We start from the raw sequence: 26,415 nt of genomic DNA on the forward strand, positions 1-26,415 counted from the left end.
GGTCATCGACAGTCGGGGCGGGCGCGCTCAGAATCGGGACCATGGGTGAGCCTTATGTCGGCGCCAGGACGCCGCGGCGGGAAGACGCCAGGTTGCTGACCGGTCGAGGCAGGTACGTCGGGGCGGTGCGGCTGCCGGGAACGGTCCACGCGTACGTGGTCCGCAGCCCCATCGCCCACGGGCGGCTGCTCGGCTGCGACGCCAAGGCGGCCTGGGCGGTCGAGGGCGTGCTCGACGTCATCACCCCCGGCGACGCCCCCGACCTGCGCCTGCCCTGCGTCCACCTGTCCCCCGGCCAGCGGCTGCAGTCCTACCGGGTGCTGGACGACGCCATCAGGTACGCGGGCCAGCCGCTCGCGCTCGTCGTCGCCCGCACCCCTGAGGCCGCCAGGGACGCCGCCGAGCTCGTCGACCTCTCGCTGGACGAGCTGCCGGCGGTGGTCGGGACGGAGCGGGCGATGCGGGACGGGGCCCCGCTGCTGTATCCGGAGTGGGGCACGAACGTGCTCACCGACTTCACGATGGGCGACGAGGACTGCGCCGCCTTCGTCGAGGGGGCCGCGCACGTCGTGGAGCTGACGTTCACGATGGGCCGCGTCTCGCCGCACCCCATGGAGCCGCGCGGCGTGGTGGCCTCGTACGCCGACGACGAGCTGACCGTGCACACCTCCTCGCAGGCGCCGCACCAGGTGCGCGAGCACCTGGCGGAGGCGTTCGGGCTCTCCCACGACCGGGTACGCGTCATCAGCCGCGACACGGGCGGCGGGTTCGGCGGCAAGGAGCACGTCTACCCGGACGAGGCGCTCATCTGCCTGGCCTCGATGCGCCTGGGCCGGCCGGTGAGCTGGTCGGAGTCGCCGGGCGACCGGTTGGTCGCCACGCTGCCGGCGCGGGCCGCCGTGCACCGGGGGCGGCTGGCGCTCGACGGGGACGGGCGCTTCGTGGCGATGTACGTGGACCTGGTCGGCGACATCGGCGCGCACCCCTCGAACGTGGGCGCCTCGACCTTCGCGGTGACGGCCACCCTGCTGCCGGGGCCGTACCGGTTCGACCGGGTGGCGGTACGCGTGCGCGGCGTCGTCACGAACACCACGCCGACCGGCTCCTACCGCGGGTTCGGGCAGCCGGAGGGCAGCCTGACCAGGGAGCGGCTGATCGACGAGGCGGCCCGCAGGCTGGGGATCGACCGGGTCGAGCTGCGGCTGCGCAACATGCTGGGGCCCGGCGAACTGCCGTACACGAACCGCGTCTACCAGCGCTACGACTCCGGCGACTACCCGCACGCCCTGCGTACTTTGCGCGACCTGGTCACTCCGGTCGAGAAGGCCGACGGGCGCAGGCGCGGCATCGGCTACTCCTGCCATGTGGAGACCACCGGCATGGGTCCCTCGAAGGAGTTCAGGGACGCCGGCATCCAGGCGGGCGGCTACGAGTCGGTGTTCCTGCGCATGGAGCAGGACGCGTCCGTGGTCGTGTCGTCGGGGGTGGTGTCGATAGGGCAGGGCATCGAGACGGCGCTGGCCCAGCTCGCGGCCGACCGGGTCGGGGTGCCGATCGAGCGGGTACGGGTGGTGCTGGGGGACACGGCGGCCACGCCGTACTCGTCGGTCGGGTCGATCGCCAGCCGCTCGCTCGTGGTCGGCGGCGGGGCGCTCACCCGGGCCGCGGAGCGGCTGCGCGGCAAGCTCGTGGCCCTGGCCGCGCACCGCCTGGAGGCGGCCCCTGACGACCTGGAGATCGCCGACGGCGTGGTGCGGGTGAAGGGCGACCCGGCGGCGTCCCTCACGCTGCGGGAGCTGGCCACGTCGGCGTGGCGCGGCTGGGACCTCCCCGACGGGGTCGAGCCGGGCCTGGAGGAACGGGTCAGCTACGACCCGGACGCCTACACGTTCGCCTACGGGGCCCATGCGGCCGCCGTGGCCGTGGACCCGGAGACCGGGGCCGTCGAGGTGGAGCGCTACTGGGTCGTCAACGACGCCGGGGTGCTGGTCAACCCGGCCGTCGTGGAGGGCCAGATCCGCGGCGGCGTGGTCCAGGGGATCGGGCAGGCGCTCACCGAGGAGATCGTCTACACCCCCGAAGGCCAGCCCATCACCGACTACTTCCTGCCGACGACGCGGGAGGTGCCGGACATCGAGGTCGTGATGCTGGAGACGCCGTCGCCGCTGACGCCCGGCGGGATGAAGGGGGTGGGGGAGTCGGGCACGATCGGCCCTCCGGCCGCCATCGCCAACGCCGTGGCCGCCGCCCTCCCGGAGATCGCCGGCCGGATCACCGACGTCCCCTTGACCCCGTACTCGCTCTGGTCCCTGCTCGCGGGGGTGGCCGAGACCTCGTGAGCCGGTCGCGTCGCCGGGCCTCGGCAGCGGCGACGCGAACAGGGCCCTCAGGAGCCAGTGGTCATGGCCGGACCCACAGGATGTCCTTCAACTCCTTGCCCGCCCGCGACAGCGCCTGCTCCAGCGCTTGCATCCCCGCGGGCTTGGGCTTCGGCGGCGGCTCTCCACGCCGGCCCGGCCGCCGGGCGGCGGCGGGGGGCTGGGAGTCGATCTCGGGTGTGTTCTCGTCAGTGCTCATGGCAGGGCCCATACCCGGGCCCATACCCGTCGTTTCGGGCGGCGGTTAAAAAGAATTGCGATTTCTCACCGAAGATTCGACCCAAAAGGCCTCCCCGTGCGTACAGGTTTCGACGGCCATGTACGTCGACCCAAAGGCAGGCTCTCTTGTTGAGTGAAACGCGCATTCGCTGCCCCTCTGTCCCGGAAGCCCGGCAAACACAGGAAAGAGATGCCATGACCACGCTGCGATCAGCTCGTCGGAGCCGGATGCAGTACGTGTGGCCGCTGCGCGAGGACGTCCGGACGGTCGGCCACGCACGGGCGATCATCCGCGAAGAATTGTCGGCACTCTCCCTTTGTTCGGATCTCGTTGACGACGCCGTCCTCATGGTGAGCGAATTGATCACCAATGCTCTGATGTACGGTGACGGCCCGTACGAACTGGCCCTGCACATCGACGCAAAAGAGATCATGTGCGTGGTCGTGGACAGCAGTCCGCTGCTGCCGGAGCCCGCCCCGCCGGACGAGCGGGCCGAACACGGGCGGGGGCTGCGGATCATCGCCAGGCTCTCCGACGGGTTCTACGGCTGCCATCCCCAGCGCTACGTCACCCACCCCGATCTCGTGGGCAAGGCCACCTGGTTCGCGCTGCCGCGGAGCGGGGCGCCCGGCAACGTGGTGCCGATCAGGGCCGGGACCTAAACCTCCGATTTGAGTCAGGAAAAATCGGGACTTTCCGACTAAATCCGGTTAATGTGTCAGCCGCAAGCCGGGGATGATCTTCGTTGCGTGACGGAGCCCCGGCAGTTCTGGAGGCTGAAATGTCAGGCTGGAACTTGCGGACCGGCGCGTCGACGGCAGCGCTCGCGCTCGTCACCACCACGCTCGCCACGACCGTGGCCACGGGTACCGCATCGGCGGACGCCGCCGTCTTCTACGTGGACTCCGTCAACGGCAACGACTCCGCCTTGGGCACCTCGGAGGCCACCGCGTGGAAGACCCTCACCAAGGCGACGGCGGCGAATCTGCCCGAAGGCGCCAAGCTGTTCTTGAAGCGCGGCAGCAGGTGGAAGGGGCAGCAACTCGCGATCACCGAGTCGGGCACGGCGGCGGCCCCGATCGTCGTGGACACCTACGGCACGAGCAGCGCCAGACCGATCGTCTCCGGGGACAACGAGGCGTGCGTGAGCCTGGACGGCGACCACATCGAGGTCTACAACCTCCAGGTGGGAGTGCCTCAGGACGACGGCCGCTGTTCGTGGGCCGGCGTCAAGGTGACGGGCAACGACAACGTCGTCGAGCGCAACTACATCACGGGCGCCGCGGCCGGGGTCTACATCGCGCCGAAGGCGCAGCGTAACGCGGTGACGGCCAACGATTTCATCGACAACAACTTCATGAGCAAGAACACCGAGGAGCCGGGCAACGACGACTCGGGCGCGTTCGCGATCCTCGTCCAGGGTGACAACTCCGACATCGGCTGGAACGAGTTCCGCGGCTCGATCGCGACCAGCTACGACTACGGGTTGGACGGCGCGGCAGTGGAGATCTTCCTCGGCTCTGACAACCGCATCCACCACAACATCTCGGTGGACAACGAGACCTTCACCGAGCTCGGCACCAGCCACGGCGTCGACGAGAACGGCGACCCCGAGGACCCCGACGGCACCTCGGGCAACGTCTTCGAGTACAACGTGATCACCGGCCCCAAGACCGGCGCGGCCCTCGTCACCCGCGGCCCGCAGGAGCCCGGGGAGGACCCCGACCCGAACGGACCCGTGTTCGGCACCGTGTTCCGCAACAACTCCGTGTACCTGCCCCAGGCGGGCTCCCAGGGTGTCGTCTGCGACGCCGGCTGCACCAACGCCCACCTGTCGATGTCGCAGAACATCATCCAGGTCACGGCCAAGACCGCCTACGGCCCGAACGTCACCGACAGCCACCACAACGTGTTCTTCGGCGCCTCGCAGCACCAGATGGGCGGCCACGACAACATCACGGCCGACCCGCGGTTCAACCTGTCGAACACCGCCAACCCGCTGAGCCTGCGTGCCGGAAGCCCGGCCATCGACTTCGGGATCACCAAGTTCAGCGACAGCGACGTGACCGGCCGGGCCATCGACGGCAGTGACGGCGCGGTCGACGCCGGAGCGTACGAGTACGACAAGTAAGTCCCTGCGATTTGTCGCCACCGTCCTCTACTCTCCGGGGCAAGTGATCAAGCCCGGCAAATCAGGAGAAGTACGGACATGACCTACCTGGAGCTGTCAGAGGACGGCGGCGGATCGCACAAGTTCTACGACGTGACCGTGGCGGGCACCCGCGTCACGATCACCTACGGACGCATCGGCGAGAGCGGCCAGACCAAGGTCACCGACTTCCCCACCGCGGCCAAGGCCCAGGCCGCGGCCGCCAAGAAGATCGGCGAGAAGACCCGCAAGGGGTACACCGCGGCGGTCCGCGGGGTGCGCCAGCGCCGGGCCGTCACTCACCGGGCCATCCCCAGCACGCGGTCGACCGCCCAGCAGGCGCCGGTCCTGTGGCGCTTCGACAGCGGGGCGTCGGCGTTCGGCATCTTCGTGGACGACGAGCGCTGCTGGGTCGGCAACCAGCACGGCGACGTCTACACCGTCACCCACTCCGGCACCGTGACCGGCCGCTTCAAGCTGCCGGACGGCGTCAAGTGCATCGTGGCCGACGACTTCTGGATCTACGCGGGCTGCGACGACGGCCGCGTGTACGACCTGAGCGGCAAGGTGCCGAGGTCCGCGTACGAGATCGCCACCGACGTGGACATCTACTGGCTCGACATCCACGACGGCGTGCTCGGCGTCTCCGACCGCGCCGGCGGGGTCACCACGATCGACTACGAGGACGAGTTCCAGTGGTCGCGCGGCGTCGCCGGCGACTCGGCCTGGATGGTCAGGTGCGACGAGGACTCGGTCTACCACGGGCACTCCAAGGGCGTGGCCCGCTACGACGTCCAGGACGGCACGCCCGTCTGGCAGACCGCCCTCGGCGAGCAGGTGCTGTTCGGCTGGCAAGAGGCGCACTCCGTCTACGCCGGCACCGCCCGCGGCTCCGTGGGCCGCGTGATCCGCCTGGCCAAGGGCGACGGCCGGATCGAGGCGGCCTACCAGTGCGACGGCGCCGTCTACTCCTGCGCCACCTCGCCGGGCGGCCGCCACGTCTTCGCCGGTGACAACCACTCGTCGGTCTACTGCTTCGACGCCTCCGGCGAGCGGCTGTGGAAGCTCGGCACCGGCTGCGGCTCCGCGTTCTCCATGCAGTTCCTGGACGACCGCCTCTACATCGTCACCACCGACGGCTCGCTGGCCTGCATCGACGCCAGTGAGGCGGCCATCGCCGCGGCCCGCACGGGCACCGTGCCGCAGCCGCTCGACGTCAAGGCGGCCGCGTCGCTGCAGGTGGTGGAGCCGTCGGTGACGCTGGAGACCACCACCGACGCGGGCGACGGCGTGGTGGTGGAGTGCTTCAAGGAGGGCGAGCGGCTGCGGGTCCGCGTGGTCAGCCCCGGCTTCGAGACGTGGAACGTGCAGTTCCCCAAGGACATCCGGGAGGCCGGAGCCCGCTACCTCGTCGACGGCGTGCGCTCCGCCGGCCGGGGCGGCTTCTACCGCGCGTACGGGGACATCCGCCGGCTGCTCTGACGCTCACGCGGCTCTCGCGGGACGGACGGTCGCCAGGACCAGGAGCCCCGCCGCCAGGCCGGTGACGGCGCTCGCCCGGTAGACGTCGTCGAGCGCGGCGTACGGCGCCAGGCCGTCCTGGTACAGGATGCCGAACACGGCGACGCCGAGCGCGTAACCGAGCTGCCTGAGCGTGTTGACGGTGCCCGCGGCCATGCCCGCGCGGTGCGGAGGGGCGTACGACATGGCGGCCGAGCTCAGCGACGGGATGGACAGCCCCACCCCCACCCCCGTCACGATCAGGCCGGGCACCAGCGCGGTCCACGACGAGTCGGCGTCGAGCGTGCCCTGGAGGAAGGCGCCCGCGCCGATCAGCAGCAGCCCGCCGCCGATCGCCGCCCTCGGGGACAGCCCGGGGAGGAGCCGCGCGGCGGCGACCGAGGTCACCAGGGAGGCGAGGGCCATCGGCGACAGCGCCAGCCCCGCCATCACGGGGCCGAGCCGGAGGTCCTGCTGCAGCCAGAGCGAGGTGAACGCGAGACAGGCGAACGCCGCCGGCACCAGCAGCATGGCGCCGGTCATGATGCCGCTGAACGACCGGTTCGCGAAGAGCCTGAGGTCCAGCATGGGGTGGTCGCCGCGCATCTCGATGACGCCGAACACCGCGAGCGCCACCGCCGCCGCGGCCAGCGGCACGAGCGTCCGCGCCGACGTCCAGCCGTACTGCCCGACCTCGATGAGCCCGTACGTGAGCGCGCCCGCCGCCACCGTGAACGTCACCATGCCCGGCCAGTCGAGCCGCCCTTTGCCGGGCCGGCGCGACTCCTCGACCGTGCGCAGGGTCAGCCAGACGGCACCCAGGCTGATGGGCAGGTTCACCAGGAAGATGGCCCGCCAGTGCAGGTGCTCGGTGAGCAGGCCGCCGAGCACGGGGGCGACGGCCGCGGCGGCCCCGCTGACGCCGCCCCACACGCCGAACGCGATGCCGCGCTGCCTGCCGTGATAGGTGGCGCTGACCAGGGCCAGGGTCGTGGCCATCATGGCGGCCCCGCCCGCGCCCTGGACCACGCGGGCGGCCAGCAGCACGCCGCCGCTGGGCGCCAGCCCGCAGGCCAGCGAGGCCAGCGCGAACACGATCAGCGCCCACAGATAGACCTTGCGCTGTCCCGCGTGATCGGCGAAGGAACCGGCGGCGAGCAGCAGGGCGGCCAGGGCCAGCGCGTAGCCGTCCAGCAGCCACTGGGTGCCGGTGAAGGACATGTGAAGGTCGTCGATGATGTCGGGGAGCGCGACCATCACGATGGTCACGTCGACGAGGAGCATGAAAGCGCCGGTGCACGCGGCCACCAACGGCCACCAGCCGGTCCTCGTCGCTGTGGGGGTCTGGGTCATGGGGGATAAGATCGGGCCCGCATGGGGATATTCGCCAGCAGAAGCAGCACTTCTGGCGCTTTTCCCCGCGAGCTAGCCTGTGGTGGTGAAAAACATCGCGCTGGACGAGCTGGACCGAGGGCTCCTGCACGCGCTGCAGGTGGACGGGCGGGCCGCGTTCAGCCGCATCGGCGAGGTGCTCGGCGTGTCCGACCAGCGGGTGGCCCGCCGCTACCGGCGGTTGCGCGCCAGCGGCACCGTACGGGTGGTCGGCGCCGTGGACGGGCGGCGGCTCGGCTTCGAGTCGTGGTCCATCAGGTTGCGGTGCACCCCCGACGCGGCGGTCTCGATCGCCGAGGCGCTCGCGCGGCGCTCCGACACGTTCTGGGTGAATCTCCTGTCCGGAGGCACTGAGATCTCCTGCACCACGATCCAGCGCACGGCAAAGGAGCGCCAGTCGCTGCTGCTGGGCAGGCTCGCCAAGACGGACCGCGTGCTGTCGGTCACGGCGCACCGGACCCTGCACAGGTTCGTCGGCGGGCGGGTCGGCTGGGCCGGGCTGGCCGCGCTCTCCCCCGAGCAGGCGGCGGGCATCGAGGAGGGACGGGCGTTCGCCCGCCATGCCGAGGACGAGGAGATCACGCTGGGCCCCGGTGACGACGCCCTGCTGGAGGCTCTGTCGCGGGACGGCCGGGCGCCCTACGCGGACCTGGCCGCGGCGACGGGCTGGTCCGAGTCGACGGTCCGGCGCCGGGTGGAGCAGCTCTACGGGACGGGGGCGCTCTTCTTCCACCTCGACGTGATGCCCGTGCTGCTGGGCCACCGGGTGGAGGCGCAGCTGTGGATGTCGGTGCCGCCGGCCGAGCTGGACGCCACCGGGCGGGCGCTGACCTGGCACCCGGAGGTCGCGTACGTCGGCGCGACGACGGGCCCCGCCAACCTGATGGCCAACATCGTGTGCCGCGACGACGCGGCGTTCTACCGCTACCTGACCGAGAGCCTGGGCGCGCTGCCCGCGATCGGGCGCATCGAGACCGCGCCGATCATCAGGACCGTGAAGCGGTTCGGGGCCGTGCTCCCGCTCTGACCCGATAATCGAGGCGTGCACCGGCCAACCAGGCGCTCGTTCCTCCGGCTCGGCGGCGTGACCGCGGCGGGGCTGCTCGGCGCGCTGGTGCCCGCCGACCCCGCGCACACCCCGGACGACTCCTTCCTCCGCTTACGCCGCCGCTGGCGGGAGGTCACGGTGGGCGGCGGGTACGACCCGGCCGCCGAGCCGTACCGGACCTGGCTGGACAGGCTGGGCAGGACGGCCGCCCGCCACCGCGACACCATGGCCCCCGGCCGCGCCTCGCTCTGGCCCGACCAGGCGTTCCCCTCCTTCGTGGCCACGCCGCGGCGGCTGCGGGCCATGGCGCAGGCGTACGTGCTGGAGGGCACCGGCCTGACCGGCGACGCGGGGCTGGCGGCGGCAGTCGCGGAAGGGGTGGACCACTACCGGCGCAGCGTGTACGCCGACGGCGCCGAGGCGACCGGCAACTGGTGGCACTGGCAGATCGGCGTGCCGAAGGCGCTGCTCGACGCGGCGGTGCTCGCCGGGCTGCCCGAGCCGCAGAGCGCGCGGTTGCGGGACGCGGTCGACCACTTCGTGCCGGAACGCCGGCTCGGCCGGTACAGGGGCAACAGCACCGCGGCCAACCGCGTGGACCTGTGCCTGGTGATGCTGCTGCGGGCCATGCTCGACGCCGACCACGGCAGGGCGGCGCTGGCGGCGTCCGCGCTCGCGCCGGTGTTCCGCCTCGTCGGCGAGGGCGACGGGTTCTACCGGGACGGGTCGTTCATCCAGCACACGCACGTGCCCTACCAGGGGGCCTACGGGGTGACGCTGCTGTCGGGGCTGGCGACGATGTTCGCGGTGCTGCGGGGCACGCCGTGGGAGGTCTCCGACCAGAACGTGTTCGACATGGTCGAGCGGTCGTTCGCCCCCTTCGTCCGCGACGGCGCCTGCATGGACCTGGTCCGCGGCAGGGGAGTCGCCAGGAAGCCGTTCGGCGACCACGAGCGCGGGCGGGAGATCGCCGCCGCGGTCCTGCTGCTGGGGGAGCACGCCCCGGCCGCCGAGCGGGCGCGGTGGCACGCCATGGTCAAGGGCTGGGCGGTACGCGACACGTACCGGCCGATGCTGGAGCACCCCGAGCCCGCCTTCCACGCCCGGCTGGCCGCGGTCGTGGACGACGCCTCCGTGCCCGCGGCGGCGGAGCCGGTCGGGCACCGGCTGCTGCCGATGAGCGCCCGGGCCGTGCACCGCAGGCCGGGCTGGTGCGCGGCGCTCAGCATGGCCTCCTCCAGGATCGGCCACTACGAGCACGGCAACGGCGAGAACCTGCGTGGCTGGCACACCGGCTCGGGGATGCTCTATTGGTGGGCGACGGGCCACGGCGACCAGTATTCGGACGACTTCTGGCCCACCGTGGACCCCTACCGATTGCCCGGGACGACCGTCTCCACCAAGAGGCTGCCCGACGGCGCGGGCGGAGACTGGGGCGACACCTGCCCGCCGGGCCGGTGGGTGGGCGGGGCCACGGACGGCACGTACGCCACCATCGGCCAGCACCTGAACGGCCTGGAGAGCACGATGGAGGCGTTCAGGTCGTGGTTCTTCCTCGACGACGCGATCGTGTGCCTGGGCGCGGGCATCACCGCGGAGGACGGCGTGCCCGTCGAGACGGTCGTGGACAACCGCAGGACCGGCGCCGCGCTGACGGTGCGGGAGGGCTGGGCCCACCTCGAAGGGCACGGCGGCTACGTCGTGCGCGGGCCCCTGCGCGCGCTGCGCGAGCGCCGCGCCGGCGGCGACGTGACCCGCGACTACGTGACGCTCTGGCTCGACCACGGCGTCGATCCGCGCTCGGCCGGATACGTCTACCTGCTCATGCCGGGCGCCGGCCAGGAGGAGACCAGCGCGCGGGCGGCCGACCCCGGCTGGGTGCGCGTGCTCGCCAACACCGACCGCCTGCAGGCCGTCCACGTGCCCTCGCTGGGCCTCACCGCGGCGAACTTCTGGGACGCCGGGACCGCGGGCGGCCTGACCGCCTCGGGCCCGTGCGCGGTGCTGGTGCGCGGGGACACGCTGACCGTGTCGGACCCCCGGTGCGACCTCGACGAGCTGACCGTCACGTGGGCGGGGGAGACGTTCACCTTCGACGGCCTGGCCGGCCGGGAGGGCGCCTCCACGACCGTGCGGCTACGCTAGTGACCGCCGCCGCGCGCCCTGCGGTACTCCTGCACGACCAGGTCCGTGAGCTCCTGGAGCGAGGTGTCCGCGGTGGGCTTGTCGAACGTGATCGTGCCGTGCTGGAGCAGGTTGACCCGGTCGCACACCTCCAGGATCTGCGCGTAGTTGTGCGCGATGATCACGATGGACACCTCGCCGCGCGCCTTCAGGTCGCTGACCAGGTCGAGGATCAGCGCCCCCTCCTTGGCCCCCATCGCGGCCAGCGGCTCGTCGAGCAGCAGGATCCGTGAGCGCGAGTAGACCGAGCGGGCGACCGCGATGGCCTGCCGCTGGCCGCCCGACAGCTTGGCGACCTCGACGTCCACCGACGGGATGCGCACTCCCATGGCGTCCAGGTGCTCGGTGGCCAGTCGGCGCATGCGCCGGTTGCTCAGCAGCCGCGCGAACCCGACGTGCTCCCGGCCCAGGAACATGTTGTGGTAGACGCTGAGCTCGTTGATGAGCGCGAGGTCCTGGTAGACGATGTCGATCCCGAGCGACCTGGCCTGGCGCACCGACCTGAGCGCCACCTCCTCCCCATCGAGCAGGATCCGGCCCGAGTCCGGCTGGTGGAACCCGCACAGGAGCTTGACCAGCGTCGACTTGCCCGCGCCGTTGTCGCCGATCAGGCCGAGCACCTCGCCCCGCGTCAGGGTCAGGCTGACGTCCCGCAGCGCGGTCACCGCCCCGAACCGCTTGGACAGCGACTCGGTACGCAGGACCTCGGTCATGTCCGTCCCGCCCTTCGCAGCCGGGTCAGGGAGACGTTCGCGATCATGGAGAGCAGGATCGCGCCGCCCAGGATGAGGAAGTAGGGGTTGGCGGAGATGCCGATGAGGTTCATGCCGTTCTGGAGGACGGCCAGGACGAGGGCCCCGATCGCGCCGCCGACGATCGTCCCGGAGCCCCCGGCCAGCGCCGTGCCGCCGATCACCGCGGCCGACACCGCGGTGAACATCAGGCCGGTGCCGCCGCCGATGTTCGGGTCGATGGTGTGGATCCGGAACGCCTCAATCAGCCCGGCGAACGCCCCCAGAGTCCCGCCAATCATGAAATTTCCGATTTTGATGCGCGCGGTGCGGACGCCCGCCTCCGACGCCCCCAGCGGGTTGCCCCCGACCGCGATCGTGTGCAACCCCCACCTGGTACGCGTCAGCAGCACGTGCAGGACGGCCACGATCACCGCGGCCCACGCCAGGTGGGCCCACGGATAGGCGCCCAGCCACGACCCGATCGTCCCGTCCACCGCGGCCGGGATCTCGGCGGGGTAGGCGTGCGACGTGGTGAGCACGATGCCGGTCACCGCGTAGAAGGTGCCCAGCGTCGTCACGAACGACGGCACCCGCAGCACCACGGTCACGAACCCGTTCGCGAACCCGATCGCGGTCCCGGTCAGCAGCGCCAGCAGGATCGCCGGCAGCGCCGGGAACCCCCAGAAGTCGATCGCGTAGTGCATCATGAACGGCGCCAGCGCCGCCACCACGCCGACCGACAGGTCGATCTCCCCGCTGACCAGCAGCAGCACGGTCCCGCACGCGACGATGGCCGTGGGCGCGGCGGCCTGGGTGATGTTGACCAGGTTGTCCCCGGTCAGGAAGACGTCCGTGACCGACATGAAGTACAGCCCCAGAGCGATCGCCACCACCAGGACGCCGGCCTCCCGGTGCTTCAGGAACTCCTCCCGGAATCTACGCATGGGCGATGGCGCCCGAACGTTCCACCAGCTTCTGCGCGGTGTCGGAGCCCTCGAAGCGCGTCTTGGTCGTCTGGTACGGGCCCACGTTGTCCTTCGTCACGAACAGCAGGCCCGTGTTCGTCTCGGAGGGGAAGAGCAGCCCGCCGGACAGCTTGTAGAGGTAGAGGTAGAGCACCGGCAGGAAACCTTGCAGGTAGGGCTGCTGGTCGATGGTGTAGTCGAGGTCGCCCGCCTTGATCGCGGCCAGCGTCTCCGGCACCAGGTCGAAGCCTCCGGCCACCTTGAGGCCCTTGCTCCGCATGTTGTACTTCTTGACCGTCTGCCCGATCGACTGGGTGGAGCCGGCGTCCACGGCCAGCATGCCGGCCAGGTTCGCGTGGCCCTGGGCGTAGGCGTCGATGATCGACAGGCCCTTGGTGACGTCGGCGTTCGTACCCACCGGGGTGAACTTGATGGGCTTGCCCGAGTCCTTGAACGCCTGCTGGGCGCCGTCGATCCTGGGCTGGATGTTCAGGGCCCCAGGGGTGGCGATGAAGCCGGCGACCTCGCCCGACTCCACCTGCTGGAGCGCCCGCTGGCCGAGCGCGTAGCCGGACTCGTACAGGCCCTGCCCGATGTAGGCCAGCCGGCTCGTGCCCTTGTCGTCGCGGGAGCCGTCCGCGTTGTACGACACCACGGGGATGCCCGCGTCCAGCGCCCGGTTGACCGGGTCGCGGAAGGCCGCCTTGTCCACGACGGCCACGGCCAACCCGTCGGCCTTGCCCGAGACGGCGGTGTTGCACGCGTTGACCATCTCGGCCACGATCGAGTCCTTCGAGCCCGTCCACTGGAACTCGGTGCCGAGCAGCGCGCACGCGTCCTGGGCGCCGTACTGGGTGGGGGTGAAGAACGGGTTCGTGGTGACGTGACAGACCAGCACGAACTTCCACTTGGGTGTGGCGGGGAAGTCGCCGGGCGCCGCCCCGGCCGCGCCGCTCGCGGCGGGCTTGTCCTGGCCGGCGGTGCATGCCGCCAGCAGTGCGGAGGCCGCGGCCGACGCGCTGGCCAGCCCGGCGCCGGTGAGCAGGCGCCGCCTGGCGATCGGGGTCAGCTTGAGGGTGTCGACCGCTTCTTCGACCTTGGGGTGGATCTTCTTCATCTGCACGACCTCGCGTTCCTTGCGGATCGGTGGTGCGCGGCCCATCGACCGACTCGTGATTCGCCCCCTTCCGCCAGTGAACTCCTTGATGCCGGTCATGTCAGGACACGGTTTGGCGAACGTCGTCGCCCGGGCGAAGGCCCAGCTCACGCATGACGAAGGCCAGCCAGTCCGTCTGCTGGGCGACGATCGTGCTCCAGTTCGTGCCGCCGTGCCCGGCGTCCGCCCAGACTCGCAGCAGGACCGGGTGGGAGGCGGTGGTGGCGGCCTGTGCCCTGGCGGCGAACTTGCGGGAGTGCCAGGCCGGGCAGCGGGGATCGTTCGCGCCCGCGTCCAGCAGGATCGCCGGGTACGCCGTGGCCGGCCGCACGTTGTGGTACGGCGAGTAGGCCATCAGCACGGGCGCGTCGGCCGGGTCGGCCGGGTTGCCGTACTCGGGCAGGGTGGCGGCGGCCCCCACCGGGTCGTGGACCACGCGCATCAGGTCCAGCTTCGGGGCGACGCAGACCACCGCCCGCCACAGGTCGGGGCGCTGGGTCGCGGCCACACCCGCGAGCATCCCGCCGTTCGAGGCACCCTGGAAGGCCAGCCGGTCCGGGGCGGTGACCCCGTCGGCGATCAGCCGGTCGGCGATGGCGTACAGGTCGTCGAAGGAGTTCTGCTTGGCGTGCAGCCGGCCCGCCTCCCACCACTCCAGGCCGAACTCGCCGCCGCCGCGCACGTGGGCGTGCGCGTAGATCCCGCCCGCCTCGACGAACGCGGCCAGGGGACCGAGGTACGAGGCCAGCTCCGCGACGTTGAAGCCGCCGTACGCGTGGAGCAGCGTCGGCCGCGGCCCGGTCCGGTCCAGGTCGGCCCGGTGGACCAGCGTGCAGGGGATGCGCGTGCCGTCCTTGGAGGTGGCCCACACGCGGGTGGTGACCAGCCCGGTCAGGCTGTGCCCGCCGCCCTGCAGGGCGGTCAGGGTGCCCGACTCCAGCTCGTAGTGGTAGACGGTCGGCACCTGCGTGTAGGAGGTGTAGCCGAAGGTGATGGCGTCCTCGCAGCCGACGACCTGGTCCATCACGCCGAGCGCGACCACCCCCTGGGCCACCGAGCTGACCGAGCCGGGGCCGGGCAGGGGGACCTCGCCGAGCTCCTTGCCGTCCGGGTCGAGGATCCGGACGCGGGAGACCGTGTCCACCAGCTCGCCGATCACCAGCCGGTCGCCCACCGGGGTCACGCCGGTCAGCACCGCGTCGCCGCCCGGCACCAGCTCCGTCCAGGTGTCCTGGTCGCCGGGGCTGTCGAGGGGGATGCGGACCAGGCGGCCGCGCGGGGCGCCGGCCGTGGTGACGCACACGTACGCATCGCCGATGATCTCGCCCTTGTAGAGGTGCTCGGCGTCGGTGACGAACTCCCGCCACTCACGGCCCGAGCCGTCCAGCCGGGCCAGGAAGTGCGGCCGGGGCCTGAGGTGGTCGACCTGGAGCACCGCCCAGCGCCCGTCGGGGGAGATCTTGGGGATGGCGAACATGTGCGGGATGTCCAGCGGCTCCGGCTCCGTGGGCGGCTCCTCCCCGAGCCGGTGGAAGAACAGCCGCCAGCGCAGCGGCCCCGAGACCGTCTCGTTGGCCATGTAGAAGAAGCCGCTGCTGTCAGGGAGCCACGCCACCAGGCCGGGCCGCTGCTGGGGCACGCCGTCGAGCAGCACCTTCCCGGTGTCGATCTCGACCACCTTGAGCACGGGCAACTCGTGGCCGGCCGCGTCCAGCGAGTACGCCAGGAGCCGCCCGTCCGGCGACGGCTTGGGGGACATCCTCAGCGGCGTGCCGTCGGACAGCTCGTTGAGGTCGATCACGGTACGCCAGGGCCCGGTGGGCGCGTCGGCCACCTCCAGGACCATCAGCTCGCGCCCGTCGGGGATCCGGCCGCTGAACCACCGGGGCCCGTACCGGACGGGGACCACCAGGTTGCGCGCGTCCATCTGCTCGACCAGCTCGCCGACCCTGGCCGCGAGCGCGCCGTGGTGCGGCCAGCCGTGGATCCAGGACCTGGCCAGCTCGTCCTGGGCCGCCTGCCAGGCCAGGACGTCCTGGCCGTCCTCCTCCAGCCACTGGTAGGGATCGTCGAACGTCAGCCCGCCGACCTCGTTGTGCTGGGGGCGTACCGGTGCGTCGGGATACCGCATGCGTCACTCTCCGCTCTCGCGCGCCTGCCTGGCGCGCTGGAGGTAGTCGATGACGGCGGGCAGATCGCCCGCCCCCAGCCAGTCGATCTGGCGGCTGATCTCCGCGCTGACCCCGGCGCTGTTGTCACGCCACAGCGCCATGCCCGCGGCGGTGAGCCGTTCCTGGACCCGCTCGTCGCCGGGCTGCAGCGCGGCGGTCATGGCCTCCCAGCGCGCGGAGATCTCCTGCACCCTGGGGTCGTCGACGGGCGTGCCCGCCAGGAGGAGCTCCCGGATCTCGCGGAGGAGCTCCAGCCATTCGGCCCGCAGGCCCGCCAGCCGCTCCTCGCCCAGCTCCGCCCGCCGCGTGGCCAGGTGGTCGCGGAGCTCCTGGACGAAGTACGTCTCGTACACCGAGATCATCTCGAGCGCGGCCATGAACTGCTCGGCGTCGGGCATGACCGACTTGTCCAGCAGCCACATGAGGCCGCTGATCTGCTGCTTCAGCTGCCCCAGCCGGGCGGTCTGGATCTCGATCTCGGCGAGCTGCGCGCCGAGCAGGTCGCGCAGCGTCCCCAAGTCGTCCTCAGGCCTGTTCAGGGCCTCGGCGATCTCGTCCAGCGACAGTCCGAGGCCGCGCAGCGCGCGCACCCGGTAGAGCCTGCGCAGGTCCGCCTCGGTGTAGCGACGGTGCCCGGACGCCGTCCGCTCGCCGGCCCTGACCAGGCCGATCTCGTCGTAGTGGTAGAGCGTCCTGACGGTCACCCCGGAGGCTCTGGCCAGCTCCCCGATCGTCCATCGACGCGCGTCTTCGCTCACGCACCCGACCGTAGAACCTCCCGTGGCGGGAGGTTCAAGCCGTTCACTCCCAGAGCGCCGCCACCTGGGCGACCGCGCCGCGGCCCTGGGCGTAACCGGCTCGGGCGCTGGGCGTGCGTACCGCCGGGTCGAGCGGGTCGATCCCGAAGGCGGCCAGCGAGTCGGCGTCCGGCCCGATCACCTCGACCCGGCCGTCGAGCGCGGCCCAGGACGGCTCGCCGACGTCGGGCATCGGGGCCAGCACCAGCACCCGGTCGAACCCGGCCGCGAGGTCGGAGTTGGTGCTCGTACGCACGCCGCCGTCCATGTAGCGGACCCCGTCGATCGTCACGCACGGCCACACGCCGGGCACCGCGCAACTGGCCGCCACCGCGTCCACCAGCTCCACCCCCGACCCGGGATCGAACAGCCGGGTCTCGCCGCTGACCGCCTCGACCGCCACGATCACCAGGTCACGCCGCGGCCACTCGTGCACGGGCAGCCGGGCCTCGATCACCTCGCGCCGCCTGGCCTCGCTGATCGTGTCGGCGGCCAGCGCCAGCGCGCCGATCTTCCGCCGCTGCTCGACCGGGTCGGACGTGCTCTCGTAGACCTCCATGAGCTTCGCCCACATCTCCTCCACCCGCACCCCGCTGGGCAGTTCGAGCGTCTGGAGCGCAGGATCGACCTGCCGTTCCAGCAGCTCGGAGAGCGGCCGGCCGCTGGTGACCTGGGCGGCGACCGCCGAGCCCGCCGACGTGCCGACGATGCGGTCGGCCCCTGTCACGTCCACACCGCCGTCGGCGAGCGCCGCCAGCACGCCCGTCGTCCACGCGATCCCGGCGACCCCGCCGCCACCCAGTACCAGTGCCCGCTTGCTCATCGGCCCTCCTCATAGGGGTTCTTCCACCCCAACGCCCGGGGCCCGCAGGCGTCTTCCGCCGATCTCAGCCGGCGAGCACCTTACGCAGCACCGCGGCGAACTCCTCGGTCCTGCCGATGAATCCGCCGTGGTCGCCGGGGAACTCCGTCGGAGTCGTGCCCAGCAGCTCGGCCAGCGCCACGGAGGTCCGGTACGTGACCAGCCCGCCCGACTCGTCACCGATGCCCACCACGACCTGGGCCGGGGCGGCTTTCAGCGCGGCGACGTCGGGCACGTAGCGGGTGGTGCCGCGCAGCTCATGGGCGAAGAAGCGCGCGCTGTCGGCCAGCATCTGCTCCGTCGGCTCCCCGGGAGGCCCGGCCGGGGCGCCCTCGTCGCCCTCGTCGAACCCGGCGGTGGCCATGAACTTCGCGAAAGCCGCCCAGACGCCGTCCCGGTGGTAGGTCGCGATGATGTCCTCGGTCGCGGCGCGCTGGTCGGCGGCGTCAGGGAGCAGCTCCAGCGAGGGCGGCTCGTGCGCGACGAGCGTACGGACCCGGCCGGGGTGCCGGGCCACCAGCGCCAGGCCGGTCACCGCGCCGCCGCTGCTGCCGAACACGTCGGCGGTCTCGGCGCCCAGGGCGTCCAGGAGCAGGGCCAGGTCGTCGGCCCGCAGCTCGGGGGTGGAGTCCTGGGTGGGGTCGTCGAGCACGCTGCCCGAGATGCCCCGCGGGTCGTGGGTGACCACCGTGTAGTCGCCCGCCATCGCCTCGGCCAGCGGCGCGAAGTCGGCCGCGGCCATCGGCGACCCCGTGATCACCAGCACCGGGCCGGCGCCGCGGACCTCGTAGCTCAGGCGTCCGCCCGGGATGGCGAGGGTGTGCGTGGTCGTCATGGAAACCTCCAGTCGTTTCACCGTCGTGGCTATGACTCGCGTCGCCGGCGAAACTCATCGGCCGATGGCGGACAGATTGACGAGCACCTGAGTGTCGCGTCCCGTCTGGAACCAGGCGATGCTGTCCTGCAGATGAAGGGTAGGGGGCTTGCCGCCCGTGAGCGTCGAGATCTGGAACAGCAGGCCGGTGCGTCCCGTGGCGAGGTCGTGCACGCCGATCGGCTGCTTTCCGCCGGACGGCCGCTGGCGGAGCAGGACGAAGCGGCCCGAGTAGATCTCCCCGGAGGCGGCCCCCGGCAGCCTCCGCAGGCCCGTGCCGTCGCGCCGCCACGCCTCGACGCCGTTGAAGCACCACGTCACCCCACAGTCGGCCCACGACGGTCGCCCGGCGGGAGCGGTCACGTCCCTGCGTTCGCCGGTGAGCAGGTTCTTCAGGTGCTCCACGGGACGCCGGCTGAAGTCGTCCGCCAGGTTGTCATTTCGCGGCGACCCGGCCCAGGGCCATTCGACCAGGCTGTAACCCTTCGTCCCGTCGATCAAGGTCGCCTTGCCGCCCTTCAGCGGGGCCCGGTAGACGCCACCCTCCTCGGGCGACCACATGACCGTGCCGTCCGCGATGGCCATGCGGCTGATCCCCAAGGTCATGTTGTCGCGGGTGACCGTGGCGCGGTCCGAGAAGATCCGGCGGGGCACGCCACCCGTGACCGGCACCGTCCAGACCTCCTTCATACGGCCGCTGAACGCCGACCACGCCAGGTGACCGTCGCCGAAGACCAGCGGGTGGTTCCCCACATCCTCCTTCTTGAGCCGCGCGATCCTGGCGAACGTCCGCTTGTCCAGGTCGTACGACCAGATCTCGCCGGGCCGGTCCTTGGGGAACCCCCGTCCAACCACGACCCGGTCGGTGACGAACACGTCCGGTAGGAACCCGCCGCCGCCCGGTCCCTTGACCGGGATCTCGTGCACGGCGCCCGGCCACATCTGCTCGGCGGGGGCCACCAAGGTCTCGGGGGTCGGCCGGACCGCCGGAGCGGGTGAGGCGACCGTACGGGTGACCGCGACGGTGGTCGCCACCACGATCAGGATCGCGGCCGCCACCGCCAGCGGCGCCCACCACCTCGCGCCGGACGACCGCTCGCGCGGCGCGGGCAGGCGGCGGGGCCGCCCGTCGTCGCGTACGGCCTCGGCCCTGGCGGCCAGCGCGTCCCTGAGGCGTTCCTCGATGCCGGTCATGCCTTGCCTCCCAGTTCGCGCTGGAGCCGGTCCAGGGCCCTGGAGGCGGTGGACCGCACGGTGCTCTGCCTGACGCGCGTCGCCTTCGCGATCTCGGCGTCGGAAAGATCGAGGTAGTAACGCAGGACGAGGACCTCGCGCTGCCGCCTGGGCAGCCGGGCCAGCGCGTCGAGCATCTCCTCGCGCGACTCTCCCAGCAGCGCCGCCGTCTCCGCGGAGTCCACCGGCTCGCCCGGCCCGCCCAGCGGCGCCCGGGCGGCCACGCCGCGCCTGCGCAGGACCGAGCGGGAGGCGTTCAGCACGCAGACGCGGACGTAGGCCAGGGTGAGCTTCCCGGGGCGTTTGCCGTGCAACCTGGAGAAGACGTCCTGCACGACGTCCTCGGCGCTCTCCCGGTCGCCGACGAGCAGCACGGCCAGGCGCACCAGGGCGAGCCAGTGCTCGCGGTACAGACTCGCCAGCACCGCCTCGGCTTCGGGCGGCGCGGGCGCGCGAGCGACTGTCTCACCGTTCATGCCTTAGGAACGCGCACCGTCCCCGATCCGCTGCATCGCCGGGCGGCGCAGCCAGGTGGCCCAGCGCCAGAGCCACTCCATGGGGCCGTACCGGAAGCGGCGCAGCCAGAGGGTGGAGACCAGCCACTGGGCCGCGAGGATCGCGCCGGCGATCAGCAGCACCGTCGTCACCGGCCAGGTCTCCGGCGGGCTCGCCACGGCCCTGGAGATCACCAGGACGAGGATCGTGGCGGACAGGTAGTTGGTCAGCGCCATCCGGCCCAGTGGGGCGAAGACGGCCTGCAGGACCGGCCGGAGCGGCGTCCTGAGCAGGACCAGCAGGCCACACACGTACACGCCCGCCATCAGGAGCCCGCCGATGGCGAGCGATCCGTCCTGCGCGCGGGCCTGCAGCCACAGGGCGACCGCCGCGCCGGCCGCGAAGAGCGCGGTCAGCGCCACGGGGGCGGAGCGCTCGATCCGGTCGATCACCCCGTACCGGGTCAGCGCGGACCCGGCCAGGAACAGCCCGGGGACCAGCGCGGTCCCGCCGCCGAAGGCCAGCGCCGCGGCGAGGAACGCGACGGCGAGGCCCGCCACGGCCCAGCGCGGCAGCCAGGTCGAGGGCAGGAGCACCACCAGGCCGACGACGGCGTAGATCGTCAGGATGTCGCCCCGCCAGAGCGCGAACATGTGCACCAGCCCCATCGCGAGCAGCACCAGGAGCCGGCGCAGCAGGAGCAGCCGCGGACTGGCGGTGCGCCCTGCCGCGGACTCCAGGAGCAGCGAGAAGCCGATGCCGAACAGCAGCGAGAAGATCGGGAAGAACCGCTGCTCGACCAGCAGCCCCATCCACATCGCGCCAGGGGTCTCCGCCGCGTGCTGGACGGGGACGAGGGCGTCGCCGACGTGGGAGATCGGCTGGACGTTGGCCAGGAGGATCCCGCAGAGCGCGAAGCCGCGTATGACGTCGAGCGCGGTGATCCGCGCCCTTCTTCGGGAATCGGGAGTTTCGGGTGGCATGACGCCTCATCCTGCGGGCCTCATGCCGGTGGCGGCTTCGGCCGGAAGCAGGGTTCGCGACAGTACTTTCGGCCGGACCTGTGACCTCAAAGGGTTCGGGGGGTTCAGGGGGTGGCGACCTCCAGGTTGCCGGAGTCGCTGGAAAGCTCGATCGTACGCGGCGCCGAGGCGTCGGTGGCCGCCGTGACGTCCTTGCTGCCGGAGTCGGTCTTGGCGATCACGTTGTACGGCCCCTGCGGCACGCGAACCGTGATCGAGCCCGAGTCCGAGGAGCTCACGACCTTGTCCGGCTGCGCGGTGAAGACCAGCTCGACGTCCCCCGAGTCGGTCTCCGTGACGACCCGCTTGCCCGACAGCCCGCCGGCCTCGATCACCCCGGAGTCGCTGCGGACGTCCACCTCGCCGGACAGGCCCTTCAGCGTCAGGTCCCCGGAGTCGGAGTCGATCTTGACGCGGAGCCCCTTGGGGATCTCCACCTTGTAGTTCACGTCGCAGGCCACGGCCCCGTTGCCCAGTCCCCAGCTGCGGGGGCACTTGTACGTCAGGGCGAGCGTGTCGCCCTCCACGCCGTGGCTGGTCTCCGGCTTGTTCTTGCGCCAGACGAGATGCTCGGTCACGCGGATGCCCTGGCGGTCCGACTCCACCACCTCGACGGTGCCGGAGTCGGACCCGATCCTGATGCCGGCCACCTTGTCGGTGACGTCGTAGGACTTGGTGTCCTCATCGAGGGGGCCGGCGAGGCCGCACCCGGTCAACACCGCCGCGACCCCCAGCAGCCCTGCGATCATGCCCGCTCTCTTCATGCCCATGACGCCCAAGTGTGGTTCACCAGGCCCCGCCCGGGCGTCGGGGAGTTCCCTGAGACGTCCCTGAAGAGTCCCTCAGGGGCGGGGGCGGTCACCAGCCGAGCTCGTCGCAGCCGGTGTGGTCGGCGGGCTCCACCTGAAGGGTCGCGTGCGCCACGCCGTGGCGGCGGAGCAGCAGGTCGCGGGCCTTGTCCAGGATGGCATGGTGGTCCTTCGGGTCGACGGTGACGAGGTGGGCGGTGGCGACGTTCATGCCGGAGGTGAGGGTCCACAGGTGCAGGTCGTGCACGTCGCGTACGCCTTCGAGCGCCGCCAGGTCGGCCGCCACCGCGGCCGCGTCCATGCCCTCGGGCACGTGCTGCCCCAGCACCGCGAAGACCTGACGGCCGAGGGAGACCGCGCGCAGGGCGACGAAGACGCCGATGGCGAGGGCGACGACGGTGTCCCAGAACGTCTGACCGGTGGCCGCGATCAGCCAGCCCGCCACGATGACGCCGACGGACCCGGCCGTGTCGGCCACGACCTCCAGGTAGGCGCCCTTGACGTTGAGGCTCTCGGCGGCCCCGGCACGCAGCAGCAACAGGGCGATGAGGTTGACGACCAGGCCGATGCCGCCGACGACGAGCATCGGGCCGGAGGAGACCTCCGCGGGTTCGCCGATCCGCCCGATGGCCTCCAAGACCACGTACAGCGCGACGCCGAGCATCATGACCACGGCCAGCAGGGAAGCGAACACCTCGGCCCGGTAGGAGCCGTAGCTGCGCCTTCCCGTGGCGTCCGGCCGGGTGGCGATGCGGGTGGCCACCAGAGCGGCGCCCAGGGTGACGACGTCGGCGGCCATGTGCCCGGCGTCCGACATCAGCGCCAGCGAGCCGGAGATCAGGCCGTAGACCAGCTCGACCACGAAGAACGCGCCGATCAGGACGAAGGAGACCGCCAGCCGCCACCGGTGCTGGGCGCCGGCGTGCCCGTGTCCGTGCCCGGCGCCCATCAGTCGGCCCCGCCCCGTTCGGGGTGGATGGCCTCGGTGTGCTCGGTGTGGGCGAGCGCCAGGTCGAGCAGCATGCGTACGTGGGGGTCGTCCAGCCGGTAGTACGCCATCCGCCCGGCGCGCCGGGCGACGACGATGCGGTGGGCGCGCAGCAGCCGCAGGGCGTGGGAGACCGCGGACTCGCTCTGGCCGGTCACGGCCGCGAGGTCGCACACGCACAGCTCTCCGTCCAGCAGCGCCACGAGCAGCCGCAGCCGGTTCGGATCGGACAGCAGGCCGAAGACGTCGGCGGTGTCGGCCAGATCGTCGGCCGCCGGCATCCGCTCGCACACGGCGGCGACCCGGTCGGGGTCGACGACCCGGACCGCGCAGCCGTCCGGCGACAAGACGACTCGCTCACTTGAAGAGCTATTCATATAAACAACAATAGCCCGCGAAGTGATCCCACCGTTAAGTTTCTCCGCGCGTCCTCTTTCAAACCTGACCGCCGCGTTGAAGGGGCTCCAGCCCGGCCTTCTGCTCCGGCCTTCTGCTCTGGCGGTGGTCAGGCCCGGCCTGAACAGGCCGGGCCTGACCTCCGCGGAGCTCAGCGCTTCATGAGGGCGAACACGCCCCAGCCGAGCAGGTGCCGCTGGAAGCGGACGTAACGCATCGGCTCGCGCGACAGCTCGGCGCGCAGTTCGGGCGCGAGCTCGTCGCCGGGGTTGGCGTCCAGCCAGGTACGCAGGTTGCGCCACTGGGCGGCGACGTACCGGTCCCAGCTGTCCTCGTCGGCGAGCACCATCTCGACGACGTCGTACCCGAGCCCGTCGAACAGCTCGAAGAGGTCGGGCAGCGTCCCGAAGTCGTCGCGCGAGGTCGCGTGGCACGCCTCGACGGCCTCCTGGCTGGGCGGTTCGGCCCGCCAGAACACCTCGCCGATCAGCATCGTGCCGCCCGGGCGCAGGCTGCGCTCCAGCAGCGCGACCGTGCCGGCGGTCCCGCCGCCGATCCACGTCGCACCGACACACGCCGCGACGTCGACCTGCTCGCCGGCCACGTACGTGGAGGCGTCCCCGTGCGTGAACGTCACCCGCTCGCCGACGCCGAGCTCGGCGGCTCGCTCGCGGGCGGCGGCGAGGAAGACGGTGCTGATGTCGACCCCGGCGCCGGTGATCCCATGATCACGGGACCAGGTGCACAACATCTCACCCTTGCCGCAGCACAGATCGAGCACGGTGGCTCCGGGCCGCAGCCCGATCGCCGCGCCGAGCGTGGCCAGCTTCTCAGGGGTGAACGCGTTGATGATCCGGTGGCTGCTCTCCCGGATGGTGAAGCTACGTGGCAGATCCAAGATCGTGAGTCCTTACGTGTGATGGCTGATGTACCGAGTCGGTCAGCTCATCGACACGCATAAAGCAACTCCTCCGTCACGAGATGGTGATCGCGACCCTAGCCCTCCGCGGATTCCGGCGGCAATCGAATTTCCTCATGCCCGTCCTCGTGCTCGTGCCCGTCTTCGTGCGTGTCGAGAAGGTCCAGATAGCCCTGAACGGCCTCCCACAGGTGGTGCTCGGGGTATCGCCCCAGGCTGCGGTGCCGCCGGCGCCACTGCCGGTCCCAGTACGAGTCGCGTACGGCACGCAGATGGTCCAGCGCCGCCCGCAACTCCCCGGCGACCTGGGCGGGCTCCTCCTGAGGCCGGGACGTCACCTCACGCACCCGGTCGAAGCGCCGCTCGGCCAGCGCGTCGAGCACGTCCTGCTCGGGCCCGTCCAGCGACCAGAACCGCACCGGGTCGTGGATGCGATGGTTCTCCACCGGATCCAGATGGGAGCGCCACCAGTACGCGACCCCGCCCTGGTCCAGCCGGAGGAAATCGACCAGCCACGCGGTGCCGGGCGGCTGGGAGCCCCAGGTCACCTCCTCCGGCGGGAGGTTCAGCACCAGGACGATCTCGAGGTGATCGACGGGGTCGGCACCTGTGAGCAGGTTGCCGAAGACGTGCGCGGCGCGCAGGAAGGGTTCGTCCGCCGGCACGCGCCGGGTCTGCTCGCAGGCCTGGGCGAGCTGCCGCAGCCTCTCCACCGCTCGCCGGTAGCGCATCGTCCGCTCGCCTCCCTGTCCCGGACTCGCGACCCAGCGTACGGTCTCCCCACCCCCTCCAGCCGCCCCGCCCACTGCCCTCATGCCGCCGGCCGCTTCGGCCCGGTCACCCGCGCATGGCCGCCGGTTGTCAGGGACGTCGCGCCAGGGCCGGTGCCTGGTAGGCCCATTGCCAGGCCAGCTCCAGCGGCCCGCGACCGAACCGGCGCAGCCACAACGACGACAGCACCATGAACAGCACGCAGATCCCGGCCCACGCCACCGGCACCCACCACGGCCGCAGCCCATCGAACCGACCCGCCAGCCCCAGACCCCAGCCGTAACAGAGGACACTGGCCGCCAGATTCTGGAAGACGTAGCAGGACAGCGCCGTACGCCCCACGTCCGTGATCCCCCTCCTGAGCACGCCCGGCGCACCACGCATGCCGAGCACGATCGAGGTGATCAGCCCCAGCAGACCCAGGGCGACCAGCGGCGCCATGAGATAGCGGTCGACGGCGAACCAGGCCGGCCCCGCGAAGGAGGTGGCCAGGTTCAGCGGCACACCGACGCCGAGGCCGATGACGATCAGCTTCCTCCGCAGGCCCGCGCCGTCCTCCTCGAAGACGCCGGCGCGCAACAGGCGGGCGCCGAGCAGGAACAGCACGATGCCCATGGGGATGATGAACACCAGCTCCGCACGGAAGACGGCGACATGCCGCAGACGGAAGGCGACCTGGTCGAGCCAGCCGTCCTGGGGGTAGATCGGGGTCCCGCCACCCGCCGGCCCCGCCATCAGGGCTGCCGTGATCAGAGTCACCATGGCGACGTGCACCGCCCCCGCGGCGACCATCCAGGCGGTGACCGCGCGGCGGCTCCTGCCCACCAGGTACGCCACGATCATCGAGGTGATCGCGTACCCCATCAGCACGTCGAACTCGAAGACCAGCACGTAGTGCAGCGCCCCCTCGACGAACAGCAGCGTCGCGCGCCAGAGATACCTGCCCGGCCACGTCAGCCCGCGCCGGACCGCGCTGCGGTACTGCAGCTCCAGGCCGACGCCGAAGAGCAGGGTCAACAGCCCGAGGAACTTGCCGTTGGACAGGAATCGCAGGAACGTCTCCACCACACCGGCGCCGCCCCCGAACTGAAGGAACTCGGCGGACCCGCCGGGCGCGGTGAAGATCCAGATGTTCGTGCCGAGCGTGCCCATGATGGCCACGCCCCGTAACACGTCAAGCGCGTCGATACGTCTGGTCACACCATCAAGCCTGGTGGCGCGGTGGCTGCTCCCTGTCGTCCCGTCGGGCGAAATGAGCCGTACATCGATCGATGTACGGCCTTACATCTTTGGTCAATCCCCGAAGCTGCCATCAGCAGCAACCGCCGATGACGCGGCCCCGCGACGTCGTT

24 protein-coding genes are annotated in these 26,415 nt (G+C 71.6%); 6 read left to right on the forward strand and 18 right to left on the reverse strand.

Annotation, left to right across the window (positions count from 1 at the left end):
• Nucleotides 1–41: 41 nt before the first annotated feature.
• Nucleotides 42–2,339 carry a xanthine dehydrogenase family protein molybdopterin-binding subunit gene (locus tag ACWDRB_RS24500; RefSeq protein ID WP_449897137.1) on the forward strand — a complete coding sequence of 766 codons (2,298 nt, stop codon included), beginning with the start codon at nucleotides 42–44 and terminating at the stop codon, nucleotides 2,337–2,339.
• Between the two features lie 61 nt (nucleotides 2,340–2,400).
• On the opposite strand, the gene ACWDRB_RS24505 is transcribed toward ACWDRB_RS24500, so the two are convergent.
• Nucleotides 2,401–2,577: a hypothetical protein gene (locus ACWDRB_RS24505; protein WP_364251678.1), complete on the reverse strand. Its 177-nt coding sequence runs from the start codon at nucleotides 2,575–2,577 to the stop codon at nucleotides 2,401–2,403.
• 215 nt (nucleotides 2,578–2,792) lie between these two features.
• Here ACWDRB_RS24505 and ACWDRB_RS24510 point away from each other — a divergent pair, with 215 nt between their 5' ends.
• The 3 genes from ACWDRB_RS24510 (at nucleotide 2,793) to ACWDRB_RS24520 (ending at nucleotide 6,229) form a co-directional block, all read left to right on the forward strand.
• On the forward strand, nucleotides 2,793–3,260 hold the full coding sequence (locus tag ACWDRB_RS24510; RefSeq protein ID WP_350723981.1) for an ATP-binding protein: 468 nt from the start codon (nucleotides 2,793–2,795) through the stop codon (nucleotides 3,258–3,260).
• Nucleotides 3,261–3,379: 119 nt separating this feature from the next.
• Nucleotides 3,380–4,729 (forward strand): hypothetical protein, encoded by a 1,350-nt coding sequence (locus tag ACWDRB_RS24515; RefSeq protein WP_449897140.1) that lies wholly within the window; start codon nucleotides 3,380–3,382, stop codon nucleotides 4,727–4,729.
• A gap of 78 nt (nucleotides 4,730–4,807) precedes the next feature.
• Entirely contained in the window at nucleotides 4,808–6,229 is a 1,422-nt protein-coding gene (locus ACWDRB_RS24520) for a WGR domain-containing protein (protein WP_449897142.1), read from the forward strand.
• A 3-nt stretch (nucleotides 6,230–6,232) separates the two neighbouring features.
• Here the strand turns inward: ACWDRB_RS24520 and ACWDRB_RS24525 are convergent, their stop codons facing one another.
• Nucleotides 6,233–7,600, reverse strand: coding sequence for an MFS transporter (locus ACWDRB_RS24525; protein ID WP_449897144.1), 1,368 nt, complete (start codon nucleotides 7,598–7,600; stop codon nucleotides 6,233–6,235).
• An 85-nt stretch (nucleotides 7,601–7,685) separates the two neighbouring features.
• Here ACWDRB_RS24525 and ACWDRB_RS24530 point away from each other — a divergent pair, with 85 nt between their 5' ends.
• Nucleotides 7,686–8,666 carry an Lrp/AsnC family transcriptional regulator gene (locus tag ACWDRB_RS24530; protein ID WP_449897146.1) on the forward strand — a complete coding sequence of 327 codons (981 nt, stop codon included), beginning with the start codon at nucleotides 7,686–7,688 and terminating at the stop codon, nucleotides 8,664–8,666.
• 15 nt (nucleotides 8,667–8,681) lie between these two features.
• Nucleotides 8,682–10,832, forward strand: a complete 2,151-nt coding sequence (locus tag ACWDRB_RS24535) for a polysaccharide lyase 8 family protein (protein WP_449897148.1) — start codon at nucleotides 8,682–8,684, stop codon at nucleotides 10,830–10,832.
• Here ACWDRB_RS24535 and ACWDRB_RS24540 read toward each other — a convergent pair.
• The 16 genes from ACWDRB_RS24540 to ACWDRB_RS24615 form a co-directional block, all read right to left on the reverse strand.
• Nucleotides 10,829–11,584 carry an ATP-binding cassette domain-containing protein gene (locus ACWDRB_RS24540; protein ID WP_350723970.1) on the reverse strand — a complete coding sequence of 252 codons (756 nt, stop codon included), beginning with the start codon at nucleotides 11,582–11,584 and terminating at the stop codon, nucleotides 10,829–10,831. The two genes, ACWDRB_RS24535 and ACWDRB_RS24540, sit on opposite strands and share 4 nt — an antisense overlap.
• Entirely contained in the window at nucleotides 11,581–12,549 is a 969-nt protein-coding gene (locus tag ACWDRB_RS24545; protein ID WP_350723969.1) for an ABC transporter permease, read from the reverse strand. Before ACWDRB_RS24545 ends, ACWDRB_RS24540 begins: the two co-directional genes overlap by 4 nt.
• A complete protein-coding gene (locus ACWDRB_RS24550) occupies nucleotides 12,542–13,732 on the reverse strand; it encodes a substrate-binding domain-containing protein (protein ID WP_449897151.1) in 1,191 nt (396 codons plus the stop codon). Before ACWDRB_RS24550 ends, ACWDRB_RS24545 begins: the two co-directional genes overlap by 8 nt.
• Nucleotides 13,733–13,787: 55 nt before the next feature.
• The gene (locus ACWDRB_RS24555) at nucleotides 13,788–15,857 is read right to left on the reverse strand and encodes a prolyl oligopeptidase family serine peptidase (RefSeq protein WP_449897153.1); all 2,070 of its coding nucleotides are present in this window, start codon (nucleotides 15,855–15,857) and stop codon (nucleotides 13,788–13,790) included.
• Nucleotides 15,858–15,860: 3 nt separating this feature from the next.
• Nucleotides 15,861–16,655, reverse strand: coding sequence for a MerR family transcriptional regulator (locus tag ACWDRB_RS24560; RefSeq protein WP_449897155.1), 795 nt, complete (start codon nucleotides 16,653–16,655; stop codon nucleotides 15,861–15,863).
• A 43-nt stretch (nucleotides 16,656–16,698) separates the two neighbouring features.
• Nucleotides 16,699–17,517, reverse strand: a complete 819-nt coding sequence (locus tag ACWDRB_RS24565) for a patatin-like phospholipase family protein (protein ID WP_363979100.1) — start codon at nucleotides 17,515–17,517, stop codon at nucleotides 16,699–16,701.
• A gap of 64 nt (nucleotides 17,518–17,581) precedes the next feature.
• Nucleotides 17,582–18,391, reverse strand: coding sequence for an alpha/beta fold hydrolase (locus ACWDRB_RS24570; protein ID WP_449897157.1), 810 nt, complete (start codon nucleotides 18,389–18,391; stop codon nucleotides 17,582–17,584).
• A gap of 54 nt (nucleotides 18,392–18,445) precedes the next feature.
• Complete coding sequence (locus ACWDRB_RS24575) at nucleotides 18,446–19,624, reverse strand: hypothetical protein (protein ID WP_449897159.1); 1,179 nt, start codon at nucleotides 19,622–19,624, stop codon at nucleotides 18,446–18,448.
• On the reverse strand, nucleotides 19,621–20,139 hold the full coding sequence (locus ACWDRB_RS24580; RefSeq protein WP_364251647.1) for a sigma-70 family RNA polymerase sigma factor: 519 nt from the start codon (nucleotides 20,137–20,139) through the stop codon (nucleotides 19,621–19,623). Before ACWDRB_RS24580 ends, ACWDRB_RS24575 begins: the two co-directional genes overlap by 4 nt.
• Before the next feature lie 3 nt (nucleotides 20,140–20,142).
• Nucleotides 20,143–21,141 (reverse strand): DUF418 domain-containing protein, encoded by a 999-nt coding sequence (locus ACWDRB_RS24585; protein WP_449897162.1) that lies wholly within the window; start codon nucleotides 21,139–21,141, stop codon nucleotides 20,143–20,145.
• A 104-nt stretch (nucleotides 21,142–21,245) separates the two neighbouring features.
• Complete coding sequence (locus tag ACWDRB_RS24590) at nucleotides 21,246–21,950, reverse strand: DUF4097 family beta strand repeat-containing protein (protein WP_449897164.1); 705 nt, start codon at nucleotides 21,948–21,950, stop codon at nucleotides 21,246–21,248.
• Between the two features lie 88 nt (nucleotides 21,951–22,038).
• Entirely contained in the window at nucleotides 22,039–22,938 is a 900-nt protein-coding gene (locus ACWDRB_RS24595; protein WP_449897166.1) for a cation diffusion facilitator family transporter, read from the reverse strand.
• On the reverse strand, nucleotides 22,938–23,354 hold the full coding sequence (locus tag ACWDRB_RS24600; protein WP_449897168.1) for an ArsR/SmtB family transcription factor: 417 nt from the start codon (nucleotides 23,352–23,354) through the stop codon (nucleotides 22,938–22,940). Before ACWDRB_RS24600 ends, ACWDRB_RS24595 begins: the two co-directional genes overlap by 1 nt.
• Before the next feature lie 170 nt (nucleotides 23,355–23,524).
• Nucleotides 23,525–24,271 carry an SAM-dependent methyltransferase gene (locus ACWDRB_RS24605; RefSeq protein WP_449897169.1) on the reverse strand — a complete coding sequence of 249 codons (747 nt, stop codon included), beginning with the start codon at nucleotides 24,269–24,271 and terminating at the stop codon, nucleotides 23,525–23,527.
• A 98-nt stretch (nucleotides 24,272–24,369) separates the two neighbouring features.
• The gene (locus ACWDRB_RS24610; RefSeq protein WP_449897171.1) at nucleotides 24,370–25,023 is read right to left on the reverse strand and encodes a DUF7711 family protein; all 654 of its coding nucleotides are present in this window, start codon (nucleotides 25,021–25,023) and stop codon (nucleotides 24,370–24,372) included.
• Nucleotides 25,024–25,153: 130 nt separating this feature from the next.
• A complete protein-coding gene (locus tag ACWDRB_RS24615; RefSeq protein ID WP_449897173.1) occupies nucleotides 25,154–26,263 on the reverse strand; it encodes a DUF418 domain-containing protein in 1,110 nt (369 codons plus the stop codon).
• Between the last annotated feature and the right edge of the window lie 152 nt (nucleotides 26,264–26,415).

The organism is Nonomuraea sp. NPDC003707 (genome assembly GCF_053587055.1).